The sequence below is a fragment of the Pseudomonas sp. NFACC32-1 genome, from assembly GCF_900101215.1.
GTDB lineage: Bacteria > Pseudomonadota > Gammaproteobacteria > Pseudomonadales > Pseudomonadaceae > Aquipseudomonas.
In genome coordinates this window covers 83,096-105,386 of record NZ_FMUL01000005.1, presented here as the reverse complement: position 1 = coordinate 105,386, position 22,291 = coordinate 83,096, and the positions used below count along the sequence as shown (strand labels likewise).

Below are 22,291 nucleotides of genomic sequence, written 5' to 3'. Positions count from 1 at the left end.
AATTCCCATCGCCTGCGTCAATGCCTTCGCACGAAGACCGCTACCAAGAGGCTTGGCGGCGCATGCAAGCCTCTCGTCATATCCATCTCTCGTTGCGGGGCGGGCTTGCTGTTTTTTCAGCGATATATCCCTATCGTCCGACTTTTCGTCGACAACATAGAAAACATTATTTGCTTTATTTGTATACAAAAGCATAATTCGCCTCGTGCGAGTTCCTGACCAACAGGTCAACAAACGTCGCCAGCCTTACCTGCCTCAACGCTGCGCAACCACCCCCCAGGGCCTGCGGAGCTGGAAATAAAAATAAAACTCTTGAGGAGTACTCGCTGTGGAAAGCCGCAAACCCGACGCCCGGACGCTAGACCTTTCGCCGCCCCTACGCAGTGGCTGGCTGGATCGCCTCTTCAAACTCAGCTTGCATGGCACCACGGTCAAGACCGAGTTGATTGCCGGCCTGACCACCTTCATCACCATGGCCTATATCATCTTCGTCAATCCCAACATCATGGCCGATGCCGGGATCGACCATGGCGCGGCCTTCGTCGCCACCTGCATCGCCGCCGCCCTGGGATGCCTGCTGATGGGCCTCTACGCCAACTGGCCGGTGGGCCTGGCCCCGGGCATGGGCTTGAACGCGTTCTTCACCTACACCGTGGTCGGCACCATGGGCTACAACTGGGAAACCGCCTTGGGCGCAGTGTTCATTTCCGGTGTGCTGTTCATGGTGCTGACGTTGTCACGCATCCGGGAATGGCTGCTCAACAGCATTCCAGTGAGCCTGCGGTTCGCCATGGGTGCGGGGGTGGGGTTGTTCCTGGGACTGATCGGCCTGAAGACCGCCGGGATCGTGGTGGACAGCCCCGCCACCCTGATCAAGCTCGGCTCGTTGCGTGAACCCGGTCCGTTGTTGGCCGCGGTGTGCTTCCTGATGATCGCCGTGCTCAGCTACCACCGCGTGTTCGGCGCGATCCTGATCAGCATCATCGCCGTGACCCTGGCCGGCTGGGGCCTGGGGCTGGTGCAGTACAACGGGGTCATGTCGACACCGCCGAGCCTGGCGCCGACCTGGATGGCAATGGACGTGGCCGGCGTGTTCAACGTCAGTATGATCAGCGTGGTGCTGGCCTTCCTGTTTGTGCACATGTTCGACACTGCCGGCACCTTGATGGGCGTCGCCCAACGCGCCGGCCTGGTGAAGGCCGATGGCCGGATCGAGAACCTGTCCCGCGCCCTGAAGGCCGATAGCGCTTCCAGTGTATTTGGCGCCATGGTCGGCGTGCCGCCGGTGACCAGCTACGTGGAAAGCGCCGCCGGCGTGGCGGCCGGTGGCCGGACGGGGCTTACCGCGGTGACCGTCGGCGTGCTATTTATTGCCGCGATGTTCTTCGCGCCGCTGGCCGGGATGATTCCTGCCTACGCCACCGCCGGAGCGTTGATCTATGTCGCCATGCTGATGATGGGCGGTATGGCCCATATCGAATGGGACGAACCGACCGACAGCATCCCGGCCATCGTGACCGCCATCATGATGCCCCTGACCTTTTCGGTCGCCGACGGCATCGCGTTGGGTTTCATCACCTATGTGGTGCTCAAGGCCTGCACCGGTAAACACAAGGACATTTCCGTCAGCCTGTGGGCGCTCTGCGCGATTTTCATCGCCAAGTTCATTTTCCTGTAGGCGATACATCGATCCACCCGCCTCACCCCTTCGGGTGGGGCTTTTGTATATCAGGAGCAAAGCAATGAATCTGGAAACCTGGCTGTTGTTCAGCGGTGCCGCCCTGGTGGTGATCCTCATTCCGGGCCCGCTGTCGCTGTTGATGATCGGCAACAGCCTGAACTATGGCCTGCGTCGCTCGTACCCCGCCTTCCTGGGCGGGGTGAGTGCCTCTATCTGTCTGTTGAGCGCATCGGCGCTGGGACTCGGTGCGTTGTTGCTGGCTTCGGAACAACTGTTCAGTGCCTTGAAAATCGTCGGCGCACTGTACCTGTTCTACCTGGCCTGGCAGAGCTGGCAGCAATCGCGCCAGCCGTCCCAAGGGGCCGAGGTTCCCCAGGCTGCTGCCGTTCCGCGTTTCCGCGCGCTGTTCGGCCGAGCGTTCGTACTGGGCGCCAGCAACCCCAAGGACATCCTGTTCTTCGCCGCATTCCTGCCACAATTCCTCAGCGCCGAACAACCGTTCCTGCCGCAACTGCTGGTGATGATCGTCACCTGGACCCTCCTGGACCTGCTCTGCAAGCTGGCCTACGGCCTCGGCGCCCACGGTGCGGCGAGGTACTTGCGAACGGGCAAGGGCCAGAGCTGGTTCAATCGCATCAGTGCCGGGTTGTTTGGTGGTGCAGGGACGGCTTCGTTGTTGAGCCGTTAAACAGTAAAAGCATCCTAGCGGGCTCGCACACTGTTCCTCCATCGTTAACAGGATATTTCTGAGAACCTCACGCGGTGGGCGTCTTATCACCATACAATCGACGGGTACTCGCTTTGGTTTACGCCTTAATGAATACCCTCTTCACATTAACTAAAGTTTCATTCCAACGCCCGACTCCTGTAAATAAAGTGTCTTTCCTGAAAATAGCGATTGCCGCCAGGCAAGGTGTCACGACGGGTCGTGACTCATTATAACGATAGGCTTAGACCCAGCATGACGGCAACAGCCATAGTCAAAACGGGATGGTATTTGTTAACACACAACACCAGGTAGTCAACAGCACCAGAAATTCAATATTCGAGGACCACACAACCATCCGAGCCTTTATTGCCCGCAAGTCCACCATGCCCCGTTTGGCTGCTCGTATTGATAGTACCTCCAGTTCCCCCCGAACCGCCCATACCAGCATTGCCGCAAGAAGAAGGAATCGTCGCTCCGGCCGCCCCGCCTGCACCACCGGTTTCGCTCCCCCCTTGGGACCCTCCAGGTTTCCCCTGAAATCCTACCTTGCCATTAACACAGCCTGTAACCCTCGGTTGATCCGCCCCATACCCAGCGCTGCCAGGGGTATTGCTGGGCACGCCCCCGGCACTGCCACCACCTCCACCGGCCCCTCCTCCGGCCCATACTCCACCTCCGTACGGAAAATTGACGTTAGTGGTTTCTCCGTTGCCTCCTGATCCGCCGCCCTGACTCAGAGCGCCAGCGCTTCCTCCCGCCCCCCCGGTACCGATTTCGATTGTCAATTGCCCACCTGCCGGAACGGAGGAATCACACTCCAAATTGGCGCCACCTCCACCGCCTCCGCCGCCTGCTCCACGTCCGTTGAGCACATAACCATCATAAGCTCCTCCACCGCCACCACCGCCACCACCTGCGCCTATAACAGTGAACTTGATACGCGTCACATCGTAGGGAACATTGAAACTCCCACTTTGAGTAAAAGTTTCAGTTGTAGCACCGACAGATAGCGCAAAACCAGTTAGCAGTAGACCCACGACCTTCAACGCCGCAACACGCGCATTAGACATGACATACACTCCCTTCAATCCAGCACTATAACCAGACTGATCGACAAGAATTAAGCTGACAGCAACTTACACAATAAAAGCCCTTATTCAGCCCACACCTAAAATCTAATACACACAAACAGAACTCGGCACTGTCAGGTATTACAGTCACCTATAACATTTTGCTACTGCACTTGCCGATTAATATTCATAAAAATACAGCCCCCAACATAACTGGGGCATGAGAGGCGATTCGAAAATATTCAAATCCTCTGGCGACTCTCTTTTTCCACCTGAAGCGTTTGCAAAACCTAGCAACAACCAGTCGATGTACACCTCTCTGGCGAACGCCTTTCATAGGTGGGTAGCTATCATCACTGAACAAGGACGTTCACCATGGCCAAGGCTCTCCAGCCCAGCTCCGCTCCCGACAAGCCTACCGTCGTCATTTCGGACCTGGGCTTTCCCGTTAACGAACACACCGTCGAGACACTCCACTTCAACGCTGTGGATAACGTAGCGCTCTTGTCGGCCCACCTGCACAGGCGGGCTCAACTTGAAGTCGTCGATAGGCTTTATGGTCCGCTGCACATCGGTTCCGTAACGGTGACCCGCTCAGCCCTCGATGCACTGGGAGCAACGACTGATGGGCAGCCTCTGAACGGGGACAATACGTTCTTCCGCATTGCCAATCGTTTCTTCGTGGACTCTTTGCAATTCAGCGCGCCTGATATCGAAACCCGTCTGAAACTGTCCGCCGATGCGGATGACTATCGGCTGTCGACGTTGCTGTTTGAAATGGCGAGCCAGCGCTCGTCCTCCGCACCTTCAATGCTGAGGGAAAAACCTGAATCCACCGCTACACCCGCCCGTTATCGAGGTCCCCTCGAAAGGCTCCTGGCAAGTGCCCAAAAGCTCGATATCCAGAGGCCAGCTCACAAAGCATTCAGTTGGGCCAGCACAACCAAGAGCAATGTCCTCATCCCTACAGGGCTTGGGCTCCAGGCTTTCGGAATCTATAGCGGCCTGCGGGGCCTGCAGGACGCCATCCGCAACAAGGACGCCTACCAGGCCGTGTTCAATGGCAGCAGCGTGGCCGCCGAGGTCACGTCGATCGGCGTCGAGGCGGCCGTGACCAGGCAAGCCACGCAAATGATCAAGGCCGGCCAGCGCTCCCTCGGGGATTTCTCCAAAACGACATTCGCCACGCGGCTGGCCCGTGGAAGCAGCCTGATTGCCAGCGTGCTGACCCTGCCCTTCGACATCGTCGCCGCCATCGATGCCTTCAAGGCCGCGGGCAACACCACTGGCAAAGAGGCCACCGACCATTACGTCAGCGCCGCCCTGAGCGTCACCAGCGCCGCCATGACCCTGACCATCGGCATGGCGGCGTTGGCGGGGTTTGGTTCAGCCGGTCCCGTGGGCCTGGCAGCGGGCCTGATTTTGCTGGTTGGATCACAGGTCTGGGGGGCGATTCGGCAAGTCGATGAGATCGACGACTACATCACCCTCACCGTCAACGAGCGCCTGCGCACAGGTTGGTTCGCCTTCTGGACGATCGATGCCGATCAGGATATCCAGGACCGCTATCTCGTGGCCAAGGCGACCGCCGAGCATACCAAGCGCCTGCAAGCCGATGCCCTGGCCCTCCTCAAGGGCCCGTTGAAAGACAGCACCGAGGCCATCGTGAACGGCACGTTCACCGTGGAACTCGAACCGGTGACTTACAACACCTGGAATTGGTGGACCGGTGAAAGGTACCAGGCGACGACAGTACGCCCCCGGATCATGGACAACGACGATCGCATAGACGCAAGCAAAGGCGTCACCGCCGAGACGCCCGGTGCAGTCATCGAAACGTCCGGAGAAGATAAAGCCATCCAGTGGTACCTCGGCGGTGGCAACGACACCGTTGTCGGCGTCGCAGACAAGCCGAATGTCTTTCACTACGCAGGCGGCGTAAAAAAACTGACCGGTGGTTCCAGGGATGACGTTTTCATTTTCGAAGGCTCGACACAGGCCCCCGGAGGGCAGCAGGCACTTTCGACGAATCGTCTCGAAGGCGGCCAGGGTAACGACACCCTCGTCCTATCGGGCCGTACCGGCAATAGCCAAGCGCCGCGGCTGGGTTACCAGGTCGACCTGGACGCCGGGCAAGTATCCACCATCGTCCAGGAAGGTCATGGCACAGGGAGCAGACATTATCGCCATGCGGCCCTTGAAGGCATCGAAAACGTGGAGATCCCCGAGGGCGGAGCCAACATCATCAAGGGCACGTCCAGCGCGAACATCATCAAATCCCGGGGCAATGACACACTAGAGGCCGGCCCGGGAGATGACCGGATCTTCATTCTCACTGGAAACAACCGCAACGCCGACGGAGGGCCTGGCAGCGATGTCTATGCCATCGCTCATAAGCCAGGCTGCGTCACCATCACCGAAGACGGTGCGGACAACAGTGTCATCGCCCTGGACTGGCGTGCCGACCTGATTGAAAGCTGGACTGTCGAAGAAGGCCACCTGGTCATCACGTCGGGCTTCGATACAGATGACCGGGAGCGTCGCAAAGTGATCGTCAGGAATGTCTATACCGACAGCCATTATCCGAAGGCCCTGCAAAATGATCGGCTGATGTTCATCACCCGGGACGGCTACCATCTGATACCCGACCTGCCCGATATGATCGAGCACGACCATCCTCTCGATATTGAAGTCGTCGTGGTGCAGCAAGGCACACCGCGACATCCGTCCATCCTGAACGATCGAAGCGAACAGCAGGTCGCCCATGACAAAGACACGAACTATCATGTTTCGCGGCTTAATGAGCTCACGACACTGAGGTTCAAACAAAAAAGCGCCTTCTGCACCACCCTTCACCTGGACTATCGCAGTCCCGAGCTGACGCGCATCGAGGCTCACTACCAGGCCCAGGCCACCGGGCAGGATGAACTGGAGGTGGCACGGTATGGCGAATGCGGCCTGACGCTCCACTTTGGCACCCGCCAGGTGGCCTTGAAAAACCTGGCGAGTTCCGACGAACGCTACAGCGCGCAAAGCGCGGTGACGGGCCGCCGCGCATTTTCCGCCCTGGCGTCCCACCATACGGTCATCCTCATCCTGAATGACGACGTATGCTACCGCCTGGTCCAACCTTCACCCGACTATGGCCTGTTGCTGGACGAAACCTTCGTCGGCAAGGATCCGGTGGCATGGACTGCGCAAGTCCCAATGCCGGCCCCGCTCACAAACAGGAAATACACCTACCTCCGCCCACTGGATAACACACCTCATTACATGCGCAGTTGGGCAACTTGCGCCCTGTTGACAGCCCCCACTGAACAGACCGGCATCGAAGTCCTGATTGGCGAAGGCGCCACCTACCTTGTGCACCTCAGCCCGAACATGACCCTACGCCTGTCCACGCCGGGCGCATTGGTCAGTGCCAATCCTCGACTGCCCCATGCCTCCACCTGGGAACTCGACGCCACGCACCTGGGCGCAGTCGAGATAAGGCTGTCCTCCAATCTGCTGCGTATCGGCACAATCACCATCCACCTTCCCGTCCATGACGCTGACGACCTGCTCGACCAGATACGCGTCATCACGGCACAGGGTGTCGTCCATGCTGTCGATAGTCTGTTTGAACGGGTGTACGTGGAAGCACTCGATGGCCGGTATTTCACACCTCCCAGCGACCCCGACGGAGCATTGCCCGGGGAACTGGCCAACCTGAAGCACGAAGCGCTGAAGGTGCTGCACGTCGCCGTCAGGGACGGGGCTGCCGGGAACCTGAGCTATAACCTCAAGACCCGCAGGTGGACGCTCGACAGCGACAGGTCCCGGATCATCGGGGCGGCGCAACTCAAAAGAACGGAGCTCTGCGATCACGCCCTCAAGACCTATCGCAGCCTGGCTCGCGAGGGCCTCGCTCAGACGCCCCCCGTGGGAGACGATGCACTGCGTCTGCTACGGGAAAAATGCGTGGAGATGATGGAGGGCTTCACATTGGGAAATTCGGTGAGGTTCGCGCAAGTGCTGGTACTGAGTGCAGTCTTCGGCATCAGGCTTTCCCAACTCAATTGGCTTCTTTCTCTGGGTGAAGCCAAGTCCCGGTGTCCGTTGCCTTGACGTGGCTTGGAAAGTTCCTTTTTCAACGGTCCCATACATATGTAGTGCACCCGCCTGCCGGTTTTCCGCGAGCATCTTGAAAGCACCTGGCCTGTCGGTCTGCAAGCTACGACAGGCCTGGCTTCATGAATATCGGTACTTTCAAACCCAAGAGCGGAATGCAATGAGTCCAAGACGAAACACCCGGCTCAATAGCCCCAAGTCGTCCCCTGATACACCCCATGCCGGTCGCGATACGACACCGCAGGCGCTGCCCAGGAATCCCCAGCCAGGAGAAGGAATCGACCAGCCCCCCTCGTCCCCCGGACGACAAACCCAAGCCCCTGAAGCCCAGCCTCCGGCCGTCCAGATAGCCGAAATCGCATCCCGGGCAGTCACCCGCGACGCGTCTGTCCCGGTGTCACTGGACGATTATTACCTCTCTCCCGAGCTGGTCACCATGCTATCGGAGCCAGACGCAACCTCTGGCATCCGCACGTTCAGGACACGCACTTACGTGGAGCTTTCGGAAGGGGGAACGGTGTTGCTCGGACGCGATTCCCAGCAGAATTACCGCGCTCGATCCAGCACCGAACTCATCGCCTCCGGCCCCCGCCTGGAACAAGTGGAAGGCAGCCACCTATGGCGACGGCTCCCCCATGGCGAGGTGACGCACGGCAGTGATCCCGATCCTGTTCCTGCACTCGACAGGCCAACGGTGGAGGAATCGCCGGAAGCGGTCGCGCCCAAGCGTCCACGCACGACAGCGTCTCAAAGCGAGGCGGTGACCCAGGGCGAGCCGGCATTCACCAAGAACTGGGGGTTCGACCCGCGGTTCTCGACGTCGGAATTCATCACCCTGGGCGACGTTCACTACAAGGTAGTGTCAAGCACCGCCGCCCGTGAGTATCCGATCACCTATGTCCAGTCGCCTACCCATCCCGCCTACGATTTTGACTTGCTCGAAGCCATTCTCCGACATACGCCTGACGAACAACCCCGAAGCGCGGTACGCATCCCCCCGGGCAATCACTGGGAAATCGACCCCAGGCTCCCTTTCGAGAAGCCCCTGACGGCCTATGTAAGGGAAGTCTTTCCAGAGGTCACCACCGTCACCCTGGAAAACATCGCGAGAAGGCAGTTCGAGCTCGCCAATGACTCATCGTTCGCCGACGGCGCGGGCTTGACCGCGCTCCGACAGATTTTCCACAGTTGGAAAAACGCGACGCCATCGCCGCACCCGCAATGGACCGATCCATTACTGATGCTTCCGATTCTCCCGACCTCCTCATCGTCCAGGGGCACTGCCCGCGCCATAGCGCTGCCCATCCCCTCCGCGACCGGAACGCTGGAACGGCTGGACTTCGATCCCCTGCGGTTCCAGCAACAATGGCTGTACTTCCTCACCACCTACTCGCCAGTGGATTTCAAGCGCTTCATGGCCGGCCTCCTGACCCGTAATGGCTATACGGTGATCGAGCCCAGCTCTTTCAGTAGCTTCCCGGCACTGGTATTCCAACGAACAGGTCATGACCACGTCTTTTACATGAGCCTGCATCGCACCAGGATCCCGAAGATCTCCCTGCCATCGTATACGGACCCGAACACCGCCGGTGTCCTCCTGGAAAACCAGGTGGGCGAGGCTGCCGCGAAAGTCGTCAGGGACGCCCAAAGTGCCAACAAGATCATCTGGCTCAAGGGGGGGTCCGAAATCCGCCCAGGCATTGCCGATACGGTCTTCATCATCCGGGACGACAATGCGCGGCTGTAGAGGCGCCACTCAAAAAAAAGCCCGCAGTGTGAGCGGGCGAAAAACCAAAGAAGCTTTATGCGCAGTCGCTTCCAGGGTAAGGCAGCTGCTTGGGGGATCAGCTGCCTCGATAGGTTGAATAGGCGTAGGGCGAAATCAGCAGGGGGACGTGGTAATGATCCTGCTCGGCGCAGATGCCGAAGCGCAGCACCACCACATCCAGGAACGCCGGCTCGGACAGCTGGACGCCACGGGCGCGGTAGTAATCGCCGGCATGGAATTGGATCTGGTAGACCCCGGAACGGTAGTCATCCCCCTGCAACAACGGCGCATCGCAACGGCCATCGTTGTTGGTCAACGCGCTGGCGACCAGGTGCAATTGCGAACCTTCCACTCGGTACAGCTCGATCCTGATCGAGCTGCCCGGGCAACCATGTGCCGCATCCAAAACGTGAGTAGTCAAGCGTCCCATTGATTGCGCGCGCCTCCTGATAGGTTGATAAGGACTGACCGCACCGTTTCGGAGCACGAAACGCTACGACAATGTGCGAATTAAGACACTTTAAATGGAAATTGTACACAATAAAAATCACACTCTTGCTTCACCCGCCCTCCAAGCCACGCTATGGCTCAATCTGCAGCCAATGCAATGGATACAATGACTTCGCCTCACCTGACTGACCGACTGGGCAGGTTTCTTGCAGCGTAGACCAAGCTGTGCCGACGATGAAAAATGCGAAAAATTAGGCTTACAAAGCGCGCATAAAGTTGTATACAATCACTTCATCGTCGTGACGCCAGCCTGAGATGCATTGCCCGGGCGCCACCTACATGGTTCGAACAAGAAGGAAGACTGCAGTGAGCGCTGACTACCCACGCGACCTGATCGGTTACGGCAGTAACCCTCCCCATCCCCACTGGCCGGGCGATGCCCGTATCGCCCTGTCCTTCGTGCTCAATTATGAAGAAGGCGGCGAGCGCAACATCCTGCACGGTGACAAGGAGTCCGAAGCGTTCCTCTCGGAAATGGTCGCGGCGCAACCGTTGCAGGGCGAACGCAACATGAGCATGGAGTCGCTGTACGAGTATGGCAGCCGCGCCGGGGTCTGGCGGATTCTCAAGCTGTTCAAGGAATTCGACATCCCGCTGACGATCTTCGCCGTGGCCATGGCCGCCCAGCGGCATCCGGATGTGATCCGTGCCATGGTCGCCGCCGGCCATGAAATCTGCAGCCACGGCTACCGCTGGATCGACTACCAGTACATGGACGAGGCCCAGGAGCGCGAGCACATGCTCGAAGCGATCCGCATCCTCACCGAGATCACCGGCGATCGCCCGCTGGGCTGGTATACCGGCCGCACCGGCCCGAACACCCGTCGGCTGGTGATGGAGGAAGGCGGCTTTCTCTATGACAGCGACACCTACGACGACGACCTGCCTTATTGGGAACCCAACACGCCCACTGGCAAGCCGCACCTGGTGATCCCATACACCCTGGACACCAACGACATGCGTTTCACCCAGGTGCAGGGCTTCAACAAGGGTGACGATTTCTTCCAGTACCTCAAGGACGCTTTCGACGTGTTGTACGCCGAAGGGGCCGAGGCGCCGAAAATGCTCTCCATCGGGTTGCATTGCCGGCTGATCGGCCGCCCTGCTCGCCTGGCCTCCCTCAAGCGCTTCCTCGAATACGTCAAGGGCCATGAACGCGTCTGGTTCAGCCGTCGTGTCGACATCGCCCGTCACTGGCAGCAGACCCACCCGTATCAAGGGGCTTGGAAACCAGGAGCGTCGAAATGACCGTCTTCCAGACCCTCAAGCCTTCCACCATGGGCCGTGAAGCCTTCGTCAGGGCCTTTGCCGACATCTACGAACATTCGCCGTGGGTGGCCGAAAAAGCCTTCGACCTGGGCCAGGATCCCTCGATCGACGAGATCGAGACCCTGCACCAGCGCATGAGCGACATCCTTCTAAGCGCCGATCACGCCAGCCAACTGGCGCTGATCAACGCTCACCCGGACCTGGCCGGTAAAGCCGCCGTCCAGGGCCAACTGACCGAAGCCAGCACGAACGAACAGGCCGGCGCCGGTATCCACCAATGCACGGCCGAAGAGTTTCAACGCTTCACCGAGCTGAACGAGGCCTACAAGGCCAAGTTCAGGTTTCCCTTCATCATGGCGGTAAAAGGCAGCAACCGGCATCAGATCCTCGCGGCGTTCGAAACGCGCATCCACAACCCGGTGGACACCGAGTTCCAATGCGCGCTGGCAGAGATCAACAAGATCGCGTTGTTCCGACTACTGACCCTTTAGCGAGCAGCCCTGGTGACCCAGGGCCGAGCAAGCATCCCCAGCCAATCAATCAAAAGGCAGACAAGAAGAATGAAAGCTTACGCCGTACCCTTCGAGAAATTCGTCAACCTGGCCGACGCCCGCCTGGGCACCAGGATCATCTCGGTCACCGATGACTGGTTCGCCGACGCCAACCGTCTGTTCCAGCCGACCCCGGCCGTGTGGAAAGAGGGCGTGTTCGACGACAACGGCAAGTGGATGGATGGCTGGGAGTCGCGCCGCAAGCGCTTCGAAGGCTACGACAGCGCAGTGATCCGCCTGGGTGTGCCAGGCTCGATCAAGGGCGTGGACATCGACACCTCATTCTTCACCGGCAATTATCCACCGTCGGCCTCCCTGGAAGCCTGTTTCCTGGCTGAAGGCGATCCGGACGAAAACACCCAGTGGACCGAAGTGCTGGCGGCCGTGGAATTGAAGGGCGACAGCCACCACTACCATGAGATCGCCAACGACCAGGCCTTCAGCCACCTGCGTTTCAACATCTACCCCGATGGTGGCGTGGCCCGCCTGCGTGTCCACGGCATTCCCTACCGCGACTGGTCGGCCGTGGGCGACAACGAGCAGGTCGATCTGGCGGCGGCCCTCAATGGCGGGCGCGCCCTGGCCTGCTCCGACGAGCACTTCGGCCGCATGAGCAACATCCTCAACCCGGGCCGTGGCGTGAACATGGGCGATGGCTGGGAAACCGCCCGCCGCCGTACCCCCGGTAACGACTGGGTCATCGTCGCCCTGGGCCATGCCGGCATCGTCGAGAAAGTCATCGTCGACACCCTGCACTTCAAGGGCAACTACCCGGACAGCTGCTCGATCCAGGGCGCGTTCGTCAAGGGCGGCACCGACAGCCAGATCGAAACCCAATCGCTGTTCTGGCGCGAACTGCTGCCGAGCCAGAAACTGGAAATGCATGCCGAACACACCTTCGCCGAACAGATCAAGGCACTTGGGCCAATCACCCATATCCGCCTGAACGTCTTCCCGGATGGCGGTGTGAGTCGTCTGCGGGTGTTGGGCAAGGTATCGAAACAAGGGTGACCCCGAATCGCGGGCAAGCCCGTTCCCACATTTGCAATGCATTCCCCTGTGGGAGCGAGCTTGCTCGCGATGGCGACACGACAAACAACACAGAATTCAAGACAAGAAGACCAGCATGCGCACACTCAAGATCGAACCGTTGACCAAAGAAGCCTTCGCCCCGTTCGGTGACGTGATCGAAACCGACGGCAGCGATCACTTCATGATCAACAACGGCTCGACCATGCGCTTCCATCGCCTGGCGACGGTGCAAACCGCCACGCCGGACGATCAGGCGATCATCAGCATCTTCCGCGCCGACGCGCTGGACATGCCGCTGACCGTACGCATGCTGGAGCGCCATCCGCTGGGCAGCCAGGCCTTCATTCCGCTGCTCGGCAACCCCTTTCTGATCGTGGTCGCGCCACTTGGCGATGTACCTGTATCAGGCTTGGTCCGCGCCTTCGTCACCAACGGCAGGCAGGGCATCAATTACCATCGCGGCGTCTGGCACCACCCGGTGCTGACGATCGAAAAGCGGGATGACTTCCTGGTGGTTGATCGCAGTGGCACAGGCAATAACTGCGATGAGCATTTCTTCAAAGAGGATGATTGTCTGATCCTCGCCCCCCACCAATAAGAGAAGGTCCGATCACGCGAGAACAAGCGTGACGGGCGAGAGGTAACGACTGTGGAAGCACATATGCTGGAATGGCTGAACCTGAGCGTGCGCTGGGTTCACATGATCACTGGCGTGGCCTGGATCGGCGCGTCGTTCTACTTCGTCTGGCTGGAAAACAACCTCAATCGCGTCAACCCCAGGAGCGGCCTGGCCGGCGACCTGTGGGCCATCCACGGTGGCGGTATCTACCACCTGGAAAAATACAAGCTCGCGCCACCGTCCATGCCGGAGAATCTGCACTGGTTCAAGTGGGAAGCCTACTTCACCTGGATGTCGGGCATCGTGCTGCTGTGCCTGGTGTTCTACTGGAACCCGACCGTCTACCTGCTGGCTCCCGGCAGCGGCTTGAGCGGGCCCGAAGGCGTCGCCCTGGGACTCGGCTCGTTGCTCGTCGGCTGGTTCGTCTATTCCTTCCTCTGCGACTCGGCCCTGGGCAAATACCCCACCCTGCTCGGCCTGATCCTGTTCGTGCTGCTGATCGCCGCGGCCTACGGCTTCAGCAAGGTGTTCAGCGGACGCGGCGCCTACCTGCATGTCGGGGCCGTCATCGGCACGATCATGGTCGGCAACGTCTTCCGTATCATCATGCCGGCGCAACGCGCCCTGGTGGCCGCCATCGCCGAGAACCGCACCCCCGACCCGGCCCTGCCGGCCAAGGGTTTGCTGCGCTCGCGCCATAACAACTACTTCACGCTGCCGGTGCTGTTCATCATGATCAGCAACCACTTCCCGAGCACCTACGGCAGTCCATACAACTGGCTGATCCTGGCCGGGATCGCGGTAGCCGCGGTGCTGGTGCGTCACTATTTCAACACCCGCCACGACAGCAACCGGTTCGCCTGGACGCTGCCGGTCGGTGCCCTGGCCATGATTTGCCTGGCCTATGTCACAGGCCCCAAGGCCCCTCCCACCGCACCGGAAGTGACCAAGGCACCCGCGGCCATCGAATATCAACCCTTGCCCGAAACCGCAGCCGGAGGTGGGGCCAAGCCGCAAGCGGCGCCAGCGGCACCGGCCGCCCAACCCGCCCAGGCAAGCAACGCCCAGGGGCCCTCGTTCGAGAAGGTCCACAGCGTGATCCAGGAACGCTGCTCGGTCTGCCACTCGGCCAAACCCACCAGCCCGCTCTTCAGCGCCGCACCGGGCGGGGTGATGTTCGATACGCCGCAACAGATCCAGCAACAGGCCGCGCGTATCCAGGCCCAGGCCGTGACCACCCAGATCATGCCCCTGGGCAACATCACCCAGATGACCCAACAGGAACGCGACCTGATCGGCGCGTGGATCAGCCAGGGCGCGCGAACCAACTAAGGCCTGTGGGTTGATTGGCCGACGCCAACGTTCGTCCATCGATCAACCCCGCAGCCCCCAGCCCCCGTCATGCCACTGACAGGCACCGGCACATACCGCCGGTGGCCCGTCAGGGGCTGCTGCGCCTCAAACAATAAGAACTAGAGGAACGCAAGATGACCCAGACTCGCCGTTACGCCTCGGAAGCGCGGCAGACTCACCGTCGCAGGGTACTTGAGCCCCTCGGGGCAAGTCCGTATCCTGCGCGGCCGCTCGAATCCGGCCCACTCCAATAATTTCCAACGCCTGATCCTGCCGATGGCCCTTGCCGGCTTCGGCTCAATCCTGTCAGCCCCTGCCACGAACAGAAAGCTGACCGAACGGATGTTTATCCGTGGCAAAAGGCGCCACACCAGAGCGCTGACTTCAAAAAAATCACCAACCTTGGGAGCAAACCGAATGAAACGTACGTGCACCAGCCTGATTGTCGCGGGATCCCTGCTGGCCGGCAGCCAGGCGATGGCCGACGATCTGTTCCAGTGGCAGAACAACAGCCTGACCTACCTCTACGGCAAGGATTTCCAGATCAACCCGCGTATCCAGCAGACCGTGACCTTCGAACACGCCGATGCCTGGAAATACGGGGACAACTTCTTCTTCCTCGACCGGATCTTCTACAACGGCCAGGACGACAGCCAGTCCGGCCCGAATACCTACTACGGCGAGTTCAGTCCGCGCCTGTCGTTCGGCAAGCTCTTCGACCAGAAGCTGGCAGTGGGGCCGATCAAGGACGTGCTGCTGGCCATGACCTATGAGTTCGGTGAAGGCGACAACGAGTCCTACCTGATCGGCCCGGGCTTCGACCTGGCGGTCCCCGGCTTCGATTATTTCCAGTTGAATTTCTATAACCGCCAGACCGAAGGCTCCCGCCCCGGCGACGATGTCTGGCAGATCACGCCAGTCTGGGCCTACACCCTCCCGGTGGGTTCATCCGATATCCTGATCGACGGTTTCATCGACTGGGTGGTGGATAACGACACCAACGCCAAGGGCACCTACCACGCCAACCTGCACATCGTCCCGCAGATCAAGTACGACCTGGGCAAAGCGCTGAAACTGGGGGCCAAGCAGTTGTATGTGGGCGTGGAGTACGATTACTGGAAGAACAAGTACGCCATCGAAGACAGCGAAGCATTCAAGACCAACCAGAGCACCACCAGCTTCCTGCTCAAGTACCACTTCTGATCCGACTCGGTACAGGTCGATCCCGCCCCTGGAGCTCGCCACGCCCCCCCTGTGGGAACGGGCTTGCTCGCAAGGGCGGCTGAGCATTCAACATCGGTGCAAGCCGATCCAACGCATTCGCGAGCGAGCCCGCTCACACAGGGGCTCGGCATGGAGTCATCCCTGGGCCAGCCCCAGGAACCGGGTCAACGCCTCGCGCTGCGCCAGTGCATCCTGGCGTCCCAGCTCGATCAGCTCGTTGCAATACCCCGCCTCGAACAACAGATAGCTCAGCACACCGGCACCGCTGGTCTTGGTCGCGCCCGGCCCGCGCAGGAACATTCGCAACGCGGCCGGCAGCTCCTGGCGATGGCGGGCGGCGATTTCGTCGATCGGCTGGCTGGGCGAAATCACCAGCACCTCTACCGGCGCGGCGCCCAACGCATGGGGCGATACGTTATCGGGCAGCAGATGGCTGAACCCGTTGAGACGCTGGAGCAACTCGATGTCACTTTCCAGGCTGTCAATGAAGGTACTGTTGAGCATGTGCCCACCGATCTGGGCCAGCGTCGGTTGTTGCCCGGTGTAGCTGCGCTCCACCGATTCCCGGGGGCTGGGGCCACGGGGGTTGCCGCTGACACCGATCACCAGCACCCGATTCGCCCCCAGGTGCAATGCCGGGCTGATGGGCGCCGACTGGCGTACCGCACCATCGCCGAAATATTGCGGGCCGATCTTGACGGGCGCGAACAGCAAGGGGATCGACGAACTGGCCAGCAGGTGTTCGACCGACAACAAGGCCGGCACGCCAACTCGACGATGTCGCAACCAGGCTTCGATGGTGCCGCGGCCCTGGTAGAAGGTCACGGCCTGGCCGGATTCATAGCCGAACGCGGTCACCGCCACGGCACGCAACTGCTGCTGCGCAATGGCCTGCTCGATACCCGAAGCATGGAATTGTGCCTGGAGCAGCTCGCGCAAGGGTGAGCTGTCGATCAACGCCACCGGCAACCGGGCACCCAGGCCCAGCAGACTGTGAGCGATGAACCGCGTCGCCTGGACGATCACGCCGCGCCAGTCGCTGCGCATGACCTGATGGCTGCGCACCGCCTGCCAGAACGCGGTCAGGCGCTCGATGGCGGCCTTGAAGTCCATCGCCCCGCTGGCCAGGCTGACCGCGTTGATCGCTCCGGCCGAGGTGCCGACAATCACCGGAAACGGGTTCTGCGCGCCGTCTGGCAACAACTCGGCAATTGCCGCCAATACACCTACCTGATACGCCGCCCGAGCCCCGCCGCCGGAAAGAATCAAACCTGTCACCGGTTCAGCTGGGGTCATCGCAACGCTCCGTGCTCATGAATGTGGACTACAGGTTCAACCGCGCTTGTCGTACAGCTTCGGCTCACCCGGCGGGCGGCTCTTGAACCGGCGATGGGCCCACAGGTATTGCTCGGGGCAAGCGCGCACCGATTGCTCCACCCATTGGTTGATACGAATGCAATCGGCTTCCTCGGTCTCGCCGGGGAAATCCTCCAGGGGCGCCTGGATCACCAGGCGATAGCCGCTGCCATCGGCCAGGCGCTCCTGGATGAACGGCACGACCCGCGCCTTGCCCAGGCGCGCGAACTTGGTGGTGGCCGTGACTGTCGCCGCCTGGATGCCGAACAGCGGCACGAAGATGCTCTGCTTGGCACCGTAGTCCTGGTCTGGCGCATACCAGATCGCCCGACCGGCGCGCAGCAGCTTGAGCATGCCACGCACATCGTCGCGCTCCACCGCCAGCGAGTCGAGGTTATGCCGTTCACGACCCTGGCGCTGAATATAATCGAACAGCGGATTCTTGTGCTCGCGGTACATGCCGTCGATGGTGTGCTGCTGGCCAAGCAATGCGGCACCGATTTCCAGCGTGGTGAAATGCAAGGCCATCAGGATCACGCCCTGGTTTTCGCGCTGGGCCTGCTTGAGATGCTCCAGGCCTTCGATATGAGCCAGCTTCGCCAGGCGCGAGCGCGACCACCACCAGCTCATGGCCATTTCGAAAAAAGCGATGCCGGTGGAAGCGAAGTTCTCCTTGAGCAGGCGCTTGCGCTCGGCCGCGGACTTTTCCGGGAAGCACAGCTCCAGGTTGCGCCGGGCAATGCGCCGCCGGTCGCCTGCCGCCCGGTACATCAGCGCCCCCAATGCGCGTCCGACCCGCAGCAGCCACGGATAAGGCAGCTGGACGACCAGCCACAACAGCCCCAGGCCGCACCAGAGCAACCAGAAACGCGGATGAAAAAAAGCGGTTTGAAAACGCGGGCGATCCATTACAGCTTCCATAAAGACATGGGCCGCGCATTCTACATCGTTCGACCCGGCTTGCGGCTCGCGGACGATCTCGTTATAAGTCTCGGCACTTTTAGTGACAAGCCGTTGTACGCCGACCATGAGCCAAACCGAACCGCTAGACCAAGATCCCGTGTTCCAGCTGAAGGGCAGCATGCTCGCCATTACGGTGCTGGAGCTGGCCCGCAACGACCTGGAGGGCCTCGACCGACAGCTCACGGCGAAAGTCGCGCAAGCCCCGAACTTCTTCAGCAACGCTCCACTGGTGCTGGCCCTGGACAAGTTGCCTCCTGGCGAAGGTGCGGTGGACCTGCCCGGCCTGATGCGCGTCTGTCGCCAGCACGGCCTGCGCACCCTGGCTATCCGTGCCAGCCGCATCGAGGACATCGCCGCGGCAATCGCCGTGGACATTCCCGTGCTGCCACCATCCGGTGCCCGGGAACGGCTGCTGGAACCAGGCCCGGCCGAAGCGACGAAAAAGCCGGAAAAACCGCCGGAGCCCACCGTCAAGCCGACCCGCGTGATCACCTCACCAGTACGTGGTGGCCAGCAGATCTATGCCCAGGGTGGCGATCTGGTGGTGGTGTCCTCGGTCAGCCCGGGAGCGGAACTTCTGGCCGATGGCAACATCCATGTATACGGCCCGATGCGCGGCCGAGCGCTGGCCGGCGTCAAGGGCGATACGAAAGCCAGGATCTTCTGTCAGCAATTGAGCGCTGAACTGCTCTCTATCGCCGGACAGTACAAGGTTTCCGAGGATCTGCGCCGCGATCCGCTATGGGGGGCCGGCGTCCAGGTCAGCCTGTCGGGCGACGTGTTGAACATCATTCGGCTTTAACGGATACTGCCGCATTTTCCAAGCATCTCTGAAACGTAGCGAAAACGGCTGAAACGACGTAGGAAACAGGACCAGGCAGTGTTTACCGGAGGTAGACTCGGCCCTGCACCCTGTTCCAGCCAAGCCTGTCCAATTGCCGCCGTTCTCTAGAGATGTTTTTCAGGGGCTGACAAAGTCCTTTTTCCTTAGGGGTGAAACACCTTGGCCAAGATTCTCGTGGTTACATCCGGCAAGGGTGGTGTGGGTAAGACCACCACCAGCGCCGCTATCGGTACCGGCCTCGCTCTGCGCGGCCACAAGACAGTCATCGTCGACTTCGACGTCGGCCTGCGAAACCTGGACCTGATCATGGGTTGCGAGCGCCGCGTGGTCTATGACTTCGTCAACGTGGTCAACGGTGAAGCGAACCTGCAACAGGCCCTGATCAAGGACAAGCGCCTTGAGAACCTCTACGTGCTGGCCGCCAGCCAGACCCGTGACAAGGACGCGCTGACCCAGGAAGGCGTGGAAAAAGTCCTGATGGAGCTCAAGGAGCAGTTCGAATTCGTCGTCTGCGACTCGCCGGCCGGTATCGAAAAAGGTGCCCACCTGGCCATGTACTTCGCTGACGAAGCGATCGTCGTGACCAACCCGGAAGTCTCCTCGGTGCGTGACTCCGACCGCATGCTGGGCCTGTTGGCGAGCAAGTCCCGTCGCGCCGAGAAAGGCGAGGAGCCTATCAAGGAACACCTGCTGATCACCCGCTACCACCCGGAGCGTGTCGAGAAGGGCGAAATGCTCGGCGTCGAAGACGTCAAGGAAATCCTCGCCGTGCGGCTGCTCGGCGTGATCCCTGAATCCCAGGCGGTGCTCAAGGCATCCAACCAGGGCGTCCCGGTGATCCTCGACGACCAGAGCGACGCCGGCCAGGCCTACAGCGATACCGTTGACCGCCTGCTGGGCAAAGACCTGGAACACCGGTTCCTCAACGTCGAGAAGAAGGGATTCTTCGAGCGCCTGTTTGGAGGTAGGTAATGAACCTTTTTGACTTCTTTCGTGCCAACAAAAAGCCCAGTACCGCCTCGGTCGCGAAAGAGCGTCTACAGATCATCGTGGCGCACGAACGCGGCCAACGCAGCACCCCGGACTACCTGCCTTCCCTGCAGAAGGAACTGGTCGAAGTGATCCGCAAGTACGTCAATATCGGCAACGATGACGTGCATGTCGCACTGGAAAGCCAGGGCAGCTGCTCGATTCTGGAACTCAATATCACCCTGCCGGATCGCTGATCGATCCTGCGGGAGCCACGGCGGCTCGGACCCCACTGCCTTTGTGGGAGCGAGCTTGCTCGCGAAGACGGCAGCACATCCAGCATCGATGTGCTTTCAAAACCGCTTTCGCGAGCAAGCAGCTCCCTCAAGGGCCGGGTCCGAGCCGCCGTTGGCGTTTGTACCGAGACTGTTTTCAATGCCCCTGTCCAACATCCGTATCATTCATCAGGACGCCGCTATCCTGGTGGTCGACAAGCCGACCCTGTTGCTGTCGGTCCCCGGCCGGGCCGATGACAACAAGGACTGCCTGATCACCCGCCTGCAGGAAAACGGTTATCCGGAAGCCCGGATCGTACACCGGCTGGACTGGGAGACCTCCGGCATCATTCTGCTGGCCCGCGATCCCGACACTCATCGCGAGTTGTCCCGGCAGTTCCATGACCGTGAAACCGAGAAGGCCTACACGGCGCTGTGCTGGGGCCAGCCAGCACTGGACAGCGGCAGCATCGACCTGCCCTTGCGCTATGACCCACCGACCAAGCCACGTCACGTGGTGGACCATGAGCACGGCAAGCACGCCCTGACCTTCTGGCGAGTGCTGGAACGTTGCGGTGACTGGTGCCGGGTCGAACTGACGCCGATCACCGGGCGCTCGCACCAGTTGCGCGTACACATGCTCTGCATCGGCCATCCGCTGCTGGGCGACGGGCTCTATGCCCACCCTCAGGCCCTGGCTGCCTGGCCCCGCCTCTGCCTGCATGCCAGCATGCTGAGTTTCACTCATCCGCAAAGTGGCGAACGCCTGCGTTTCGAGTGCCCGGCGCCCTTCTGATCGTCCCTGGCCGAGACATGAGTTTTCAACCGAGAAGCCCCTGAATGCAGGTCATTGATTTCCAAGGAACACCCGTCAAGAAAGTCCGTCACCAACTGCTGTACCTGATTTATGGCGACAAGCAGGTGTACCGGCACGAAGCCAAGTTCAGCATCCTGACAGCCCTGAGCCATGGTCAGTCATCGACGATGCCGCATATCAGAATCCTGACCGACAGGCCCGAGGACTACCTTGGCTGGCCCGTCGAGACCCTTGCCCTGACGCCACAGTTGCTGAGCGAATGGCAAGGCAACAATGGCTACATTCACAGACGCAAGGCCTGTGCAATCGCCGCAGGGTTGAAGCTGGCGCACAAGACCCTGTTCGTCGACACCGACACACTGTTCCTCGCCCACCCGGGGTCATTATTCCAACAGATCCAGCCAGGACAGAACCTGATGGACAGCTTTGAATATCACTGGGACCAGGTGTGCGAACGCGAGACCTACCTCCGCCTGGGTAACTGCCTGCGTGCCCACGGCGTCAGTCGGGGGAACGGCTTCAAGCTCTATAACAGCGGGCTGTGCGGCGTTAACGATAACGACGCGTCGTTGCTGGAGCAGGCCATCGAGCGGATCGATGAATGGACCGAAGGTGGCTTTGACATCCACACCATAGAGCAGATCGCGATCTCATTCACGCTGCGCAACCAGACCATCAGGAAAACCGACAGACACGTCTATCACTATTTTGGGCATAAGCAGTTTTTCCACACCATGCATGCGCACTTCTTCGCGCAGCATGGGGAAACGTTCGATGCGCAATTGATAGAACGCAGCCGCGACGTACCGCGAAGCCGACCACTCCCGCCTATCTGGAGACGCCTGAAGATAAAATGGCAGTTGCGCAATCAACGCGGCGCCTTTTATAGAATCGGTCGTGACCTGCTGTATGGCAGCGAGGCGCCGCAGAATCCCTACTTCAACCTTTGCCGACATCATTGGTGGGACTCGGCATCGCGAGAGATCAATCGCCTGGAACCCGAACGCCGAAAGAAGTCCTTCGGCCAATTGGAACAATGGCCGCAGCAAATGCCTGCGCCCTCCAGAGCTCAAGACAAGTCATTGATACTGGCGCAGCTGAATCGGCAGGTCACGCCTTCGGCCTGATCGATACCGGGGACGCGAGGCCCTGAGCAACGGGATTGGATCTG

18 protein-coding genes are annotated in these 22,291 nt (G+C 60.4%); 15 read left to right on the top strand and 3 right to left on the bottom strand.

Annotation, left to right across the window (positions count from 1 at the left end):
* The first annotated feature begins 328 nt into the window (after window positions 1–328).
* From BLP99_RS10320 to BLP99_RS10300, 4 genes are all read left to right on the top strand, one after another.
* The gene (locus tag BLP99_RS10320; RefSeq protein WP_072393848.1) at window positions 329–1,678 is read left to right on the top strand and encodes an NCS2 family permease; all 1,350 of its coding nucleotides are present in this window, start codon (window positions 329–331) and stop codon (window positions 1,676–1,678) included.
* Window positions 1,679–1,742: 64 nt separating this feature from the next.
* The gene (locus BLP99_RS10315) at window positions 1,743–2,369 is read left to right on the top strand and encodes a LysE family translocator (RefSeq protein WP_072393850.1); all 627 of its coding nucleotides are present in this window, start codon (window positions 1,743–1,745) and stop codon (window positions 2,367–2,369) included.
* A 1,466-nt stretch (window positions 2,370–3,835) separates the two neighbouring features.
* Window positions 3,836–7,567, top strand: a complete 3,732-nt coding sequence (locus BLP99_RS10305; protein WP_092180268.1) for a calcium-binding protein — start codon at window positions 3,836–3,838, stop codon at window positions 7,565–7,567.
* Window positions 7,568–7,964: 397 nt separating this feature from the next.
* The gene (locus tag BLP99_RS10300; protein WP_143007943.1) at window positions 7,965–9,317 is read left to right on the top strand and encodes a hypothetical protein; all 1,353 of its coding nucleotides are present in this window, start codon (window positions 7,965–7,967) and stop codon (window positions 9,315–9,317) included.
* Window positions 9,318–9,414: 97 nt separating this feature from the next.
* Here the strand turns inward: BLP99_RS10300 and uraH are convergent, their stop codons facing one another.
* Window positions 9,415–9,768 carry a hydroxyisourate hydrolase gene (gene uraH / locus BLP99_RS10295; RefSeq protein ID WP_092180266.1) on the bottom strand — a complete coding sequence of 118 codons (354 nt, stop codon included), beginning with the start codon at window positions 9,766–9,768 and terminating at the stop codon, window positions 9,415–9,417.
* A gap of 386 nt (window positions 9,769–10,154) precedes the next feature.
* Between uraH and puuE the strand changes: the two genes are divergently transcribed.
* From puuE to BLP99_RS10265, 6 genes are all read left to right on the top strand, one after another.
* On the top strand, window positions 10,155–11,096 hold the full coding sequence (gene puuE / locus BLP99_RS10290) for an allantoinase PuuE (RefSeq protein ID WP_072393859.1): 942 nt from the start codon (window positions 10,155–10,157) through the stop codon (window positions 11,094–11,096).
* The gene (gene uraD / locus BLP99_RS10285) at window positions 11,093–11,608 is read left to right on the top strand and encodes a 2-oxo-4-hydroxy-4-carboxy-5-ureidoimidazoline decarboxylase (RefSeq protein ID WP_072393863.1); all 516 of its coding nucleotides are present in this window, start codon (window positions 11,093–11,095) and stop codon (window positions 11,606–11,608) included. The genes puuE and uraD overlap by 4 nt, the downstream gene beginning before the upstream one ends.
* A gap of 69 nt (window positions 11,609–11,677) precedes the next feature.
* On the top strand, window positions 11,678–12,679 hold the full coding sequence (alc, locus tag BLP99_RS10280) for an allantoicase (RefSeq protein ID WP_072393867.1): 1,002 nt from the start codon (window positions 11,678–11,680) through the stop codon (window positions 12,677–12,679).
* A 115-nt stretch (window positions 12,680–12,794) separates the two neighbouring features.
* The gene (locus BLP99_RS10275) at window positions 12,795–13,298 is read left to right on the top strand and encodes an ureidoglycolate lyase (protein WP_072393871.1); all 504 of its coding nucleotides are present in this window, start codon (window positions 12,795–12,797) and stop codon (window positions 13,296–13,298) included.
* A 51-nt stretch (window positions 13,299–13,349) separates the two neighbouring features.
* Entirely contained in the window at window positions 13,350–14,651 is a 1,302-nt protein-coding gene (locus tag BLP99_RS10270) for a urate hydroxylase PuuD (protein WP_072393874.1), read from the top strand.
* A gap of 438 nt (window positions 14,652–15,089) precedes the next feature.
* A complete protein-coding gene (locus BLP99_RS10265; RefSeq protein ID WP_072393877.1) occupies window positions 15,090–15,875 on the top strand; it encodes an outer membrane protein OmpK in 786 nt (261 codons plus the stop codon).
* Window positions 15,876–16,031: 156 nt separating this feature from the next.
* Here the strand turns inward: BLP99_RS10265 and BLP99_RS10260 are convergent, their stop codons facing one another.
* A complete protein-coding gene (locus BLP99_RS10260) occupies window positions 16,032–17,192 on the bottom strand; it encodes a patatin-like phospholipase family protein (protein ID WP_072393880.1) in 1,161 nt (386 codons plus the stop codon).
* A 36-nt stretch (window positions 17,193–17,228) separates the two neighbouring features.
* Entirely contained in the window at window positions 17,229–18,161 is a 933-nt protein-coding gene (locus BLP99_RS10255; protein ID WP_072459323.1) for a lipid A biosynthesis lauroyl acyltransferase, read from the bottom strand.
* 118 nt (window positions 18,162–18,279) lie between these two features.
* Between BLP99_RS10255 and minC the strand changes: the two genes are divergently transcribed.
* The 5 genes from minC to BLP99_RS10230 all read left to right on the top strand — a co-directional run bounded on the left by minC (window position 18,280) and on the right by BLP99_RS10230 (window position 22,247).
* The gene (gene minC, locus BLP99_RS10250) at window positions 18,280–19,017 is read left to right on the top strand and encodes a septum site-determining protein MinC (protein WP_072393886.1); all 738 of its coding nucleotides are present in this window, start codon (window positions 18,280–18,282) and stop codon (window positions 19,015–19,017) included.
* Window positions 19,018–19,218: 201 nt separating this feature from the next.
* Entirely contained in the window at window positions 19,219–20,031 is an 813-nt protein-coding gene (gene minD, locus BLP99_RS10245) for a septum site-determining protein MinD (RefSeq protein WP_024779631.1), read from the top strand.
* A complete protein-coding gene (gene minE, locus BLP99_RS10240; RefSeq protein ID WP_007960071.1) occupies window positions 20,031–20,285 on the top strand; it encodes a cell division topological specificity factor MinE in 255 nt (84 codons plus the stop codon). Before minD ends, minE begins: the two co-directional genes overlap by 1 nt.
* Before the next feature lie 178 nt (window positions 20,286–20,463).
* Window positions 20,464–21,099, top strand: a complete 636-nt coding sequence (locus BLP99_RS10235; RefSeq protein ID WP_072393889.1) for an RluA family pseudouridine synthase — start codon at window positions 20,464–20,466, stop codon at window positions 21,097–21,099.
* A gap of 44 nt (window positions 21,100–21,143) precedes the next feature.
* Window positions 21,144–22,247 (top strand): hypothetical protein, encoded by a 1,104-nt coding sequence (locus BLP99_RS10230; protein ID WP_072431614.1) that lies wholly within the window; start codon window positions 21,144–21,146, stop codon window positions 22,245–22,247.
* The last annotated feature ends 44 nt before the right edge of the window (window positions 22,248–22,291 follow it).